Here is a 4,296-nt window from a genome sequence, read left to right on the forward strand (position 1 = left end):
ATCTAAAATAGTTGCAATTGCTTTTTGTTCTTGAACATTTGGAAGCTTTAACTCTAATTTTAAAAAATCAGTTTTACTCATTACTCGGTTTCTACCTGCTCCACCTGGTGAAATTGATTCTAGTAAAAATTTAAATCTTTTTTGTAAAATATAATGTCTAAAAAAATCAGGTGTTGCATTTTTATCATTGAAAGTATAAGTCGGAAAACGATGTGAAACCAAACCTCCTTCGTCTTTTTTACTAACTATTGCTACAGCTTGTTCCCAAGCAAATGTTATGTTTATGATAAGATCATTTTCTTTTACTTCGTACATAGTTTCCATAGCAATAGAAGTTGGGTCAAAATCTGTTTTATGAAAAACTCCTTTACCATGACTTCTTAAACCAAGTGCTAAATAGTTTTCAGTTGGTTTTGTTATTGGTCTTGGAGTAAAGCTCATGCACTCATTCATTGCTTTTACTTGCCATTTTTCATCAAACCCTTTTACTCTCATTTTACCTGTAAGTAATTTTTGAGTTAATCCTTTATTTCTGACTTTCATCTCCTCAATGGTACTTTTGCAGTTATCAATAGCAGTATCCCATGTTGATAAAATGGATGCTATTTTTTGTTGTTCTAGTAATGGTGGAACAAGTAAATTTACATCTGATAATAATGTACCATTTGTTAAAGCTCTTGTTGTATGAGTACTTTTTGTTGTTATTTCTCTTCTTACGGCTTCTGAATTAAAACAATAAACACAATAAATCATATCCAAATCATTAGTTATTGGTCTACCTCTTAAAATAAAACCACTAAAAACAGTGTCTTTTACATCTTCAATTATAACAGATGATAACCCAATTTCCTCAATTGTTTCAGAAGTTCTAGTAAAAAATACATCTCCTTTCTTTACATCAAAGTTTTTTAATTCATTTGAATTTACAGTAACTCTACCTTCAAGTAAGTTTGCATTCAAATAATTATTTTTATATACATCTTTATAATTTACAATTGGAGTTCCACTTCCAAAAAATTCTTTTTCTTTATTCAAGCCATTTTTAAAAACCAAAATTTCTCCAAGTTTCTTTACTTCCCAATCACTCGGAATTAATCCAATAGCATTGTTTTTATATGTTGTATTGTTGTTTGTCATAATTGGTTTAAATTCTAAGTTTTTTATGAAAAGTTTATTGATTTTTAACAGACGCTTTAATTTGTTCAAACATTTTAGAAACCGCAGTTTTTACAATGTCATTAATTTCTTTATCAGTTATGGTTTCTGTGTAAAGTTTTTTAAGAAAATATTCGTCTTGTCTATTATTACCTGTATCATTAATAAAATAATAATATTGATTAAATTCAATGTGTATGTTAGAATAAGCATCAAAAGTATTCAAACCATCATTTTTAAAACCACTATAATACAACCCTAATGAAATAGAACTAATACCTTCAAGAGGTTTTAACTGTTGGTCAGCTCTTTCGTCACTTGTTAGTTTAGAATAGATGTTTATGTAATGCATTTTCTCATCAAAATATTCTAATTTATTAACCTTTGGATTTTGATTATTGATGTAATTAGTTATTACTTTTTTTGCAAAAAGTTCATCGAATACATTTGTTTGTACAAGGAATTTTTCAAATAGCTTTTTAAAGTATTTTTTATAAAGTTCAGCAATAAGTTCATTAGACGATGGTACTACTTCATCTTTTTTAATCAATTGCTTTTTCCATAAAGAAATTTCTTTGGTCAAGTCTTCTTCGTCTGTAATATCTATGTCTTGAATGGCATCTAAAACAATTTGTTCAGAACGTAAAATTAATCCTGCACAATAGTCAAAAAACACTTCTTTATCGCCACCATATCCTTGAATGTCGCTGATGTAGTTGTAATAAATTTTGCGGTCTTTCTCGTTTATCCAAAATGGATTGTACCCTAATGAAATTAATATTAAATTGGTTAGAATTCTAGCCGTTCTGCCATTACCATCATAAAATGGATGAATGTCTAAGTATTCTAAATGAAAATCCATTGCTACATCAATAGGATGTGGAGCATTCTTTTTACCTCCTAAAATGGCATCAATAGCAGCATTGGTTTTGTCTAAAAGTTTGTGAATTCTTTCAGGCACTTCTTCTGGAGCAACAAAATCATATCTTTCACCTTTATGATTGTAAATCATATTAGGTTCTTGTTTCCATTTACCGATTTTATCAATTTTAGCTTTATCATCTTCGTGCATAATTGCTTTGTGAATCTCGCAAATACGTTTTTCAGATAATCGCAATTCACCTTTACCAATGCGCAAGATTTCGGTAATTACTTTGTCATGACCTTGCATTTCTAGAATGTCTTTTAAAGGCTTGTCATTAACCGTTAAATTACCCACCATAACACTACGTGTTTCTTCAATGGTAAGTGTGTTTCCTTCCATACTATTGGAATTGAAATTCCATTCTAGTCGAAACTTGTAATTGATTTTCTTTTTTTGGTCAATAGTCAATTCTCCAAAATCTTTAACTTTAGATTTTATAGCGTCTATTGAATTTTTACTATCTATATAACTCATCTTATTATTGTTTTAGAGAATTTCTATTTTGTTACTTAATTGGTATTTTAAACTAGATTAAATTCAACTCTTTTAAGAAGTTTTCCATTTGGATTTCTACTTCAGAAAGTTGTTTTTTAAGAACTGTAATATTGTTGTGCGTTGCTTTAATATCAACTTCTTCTTCTTCCTCAAACGTATCAACATAACGAGGAATATTTAGGTTGTAATCGTTTTCAATAATGTCTGCCATTGTTGCACGGTAACTGTATTTATCTTCAATTACAGCACCTTTTTCAGTTGTTAAAGGTGTTGCAGCCTTGAACGATTTGAAAGTCGTAACAATATGCTCAATATCAGATTCTCTGAATTTATTTTGATTTTTACCACTTTCAAACTCACGACTGGCATCAATGAAAAGAATGTCTTTGTTTGTACCTTTTCCTCTATTGAAAATTAAAATTGCTGCTGGAATTCCTGTACCAAAAAACAAATTGGCAGGTAAACCAATAACAGCTTCTAACAAGTTTTCATCGATTAATTTTTTACGAATTTGACCTTCGCTACTGCTACGAAATAAAACACCATGAGGTACAATAACCCCAACTTTACCCACATCTTCATAAGTAGTTTCAATCATGTGACTTATGAAAGCATAATCTCCTTTACTCTTTGGTGGAACGCCTCTATGGAAACGGTTGAACTGGTCGGCAGTTGCTGTATCTGCACCCCATTTGTCTAAACTAAATGGTGGATTGGCAACAACAATGTGAAACTTCATAAGATTGTCTTTCTCTAAAAGTTTTGGATTATTGATAGTATCACCCCATTCAATAGTTGCACTATCTTGTTCGTGCAAAAACATATTCATACGACATAAAGCCCATGTACTACCATTGTTTTCTTGACCATAAAGCGAATAGTTTTTTCCGTTTACTTCGTCAGCCACTTTAATAAGTAAAGAACCTGAACCGCAAGTTGGATCACATATTCTATTTCCTGCTTGTGGATCTACTAACTTTGCAAGAAGTGTACTGATTTCGCTTGGTGTGTAGAATTCGCCTGATTTCTTGCCACTTTCCCCTGCAAATTTTGAAATTAGAAACTCGTAACTATCCCCAATTACATCATTGTCTTTAAGGTGTGATGGTTGTAAATCTAATTCTGAAAAATCAACTAAAAGATTCTTCATAATTGCATTACGTTGTTTAGTTTGACCAAACACAGTTTCTGAATTAAATGAAATGCTACGAAACACCAATGCTAATTTTGAACGGTTTGCATCCTCTAAAGCTGTCAAGCCAATGTCTATTATTTCTCCGATATTAGCTTCATTACGATTTTGAAAAAGGTAATCGAAATTACTAACTTCTGGTAAAATAAAACGTTCTCTTTGCAACTGACGTTGTACCATTTCTTCGTTATCAGGATACTTGATTCGGTATTGTTCTACCTTATCTTTCCAAACATCTGAAAGGTATTTTATAAACAAAAGTGTAAGGATATAATCTTTGTATTGTTCACTTCCCATCACAGGACGTAAACTATCACAAGCTTTCCAAACTATATTATTGATTTCTCTTTGTGAAATTTTATTATCTGCCATTATAGATATTTTGTTTTACTATTATTTTTTATCGTTATTAATCAAATCGTTTAATGATGCAATATCGTTTTTTTCTAAATAAGTTCCTAAATGCATATCACTTCTTACATTTAAATCGATGTTATACTTTTTCTCGATAGTGCCAATATGGGTGTCA

Annotated in this window: 3 protein-coding genes; all 3 read right to left on the reverse strand. The window is 30.5% G+C overall.

Annotated elements, in window-relative coordinates:
- On the reverse strand, nt 1–1,137 hold a 1,137-nt coding region (locus DIU01_RS03395), incomplete at its 3' end, for a restriction endonuclease subunit S (RefSeq protein WP_290831842.1).
- A 34-nt stretch (nt 1,138–1,171) separates the two neighbouring features.
- The gene (locus DIU01_RS03400; RefSeq protein ID WP_290831843.1) at nt 1,172–2,554 is read right to left on the reverse strand and encodes a Fic family protein; all 1,383 of its coding nucleotides are present in this window, start codon (nt 2,552–2,554) and stop codon (nt 1,172–1,174) included.
- A gap of 52 nt (nt 2,555–2,606) precedes the next feature.
- The gene (locus DIU01_RS03405) at nt 2,607–4,139 is read right to left on the reverse strand and encodes a type I restriction-modification system subunit M (RefSeq protein ID WP_290831844.1); all 1,533 of its coding nucleotides are present in this window, start codon (nt 4,137–4,139) and stop codon (nt 2,607–2,609) included.
- Between the last annotated feature and the right edge of the window lie 157 nt (nt 4,140–4,296).

The sequence above is a fragment of the Flavobacterium sp. genome (assembly GCF_003525665.1).
Classification (GTDB): domain Bacteria; phylum Bacteroidota; class Bacteroidia; order Flavobacteriales; family Flavobacteriaceae; genus Flavobacterium.

What these genes read in the sequence shown, in the direction of transcription:
- DIU01_RS03405 (WP_290831844.1), bottom strand. Translation starts at nt 4,139, where the DNA reads ATGGCAGATAATAAAATTTCACAAAGAGAAATCAATAATATAGTTTGG.
- DIU01_RS03400 (WP_290831843.1), bottom strand. Translation starts at nt 2,554, where the DNA reads ATGAGTTATATAGATAGTAAAAATTCAATAGACGCTATAAAATCTAAA.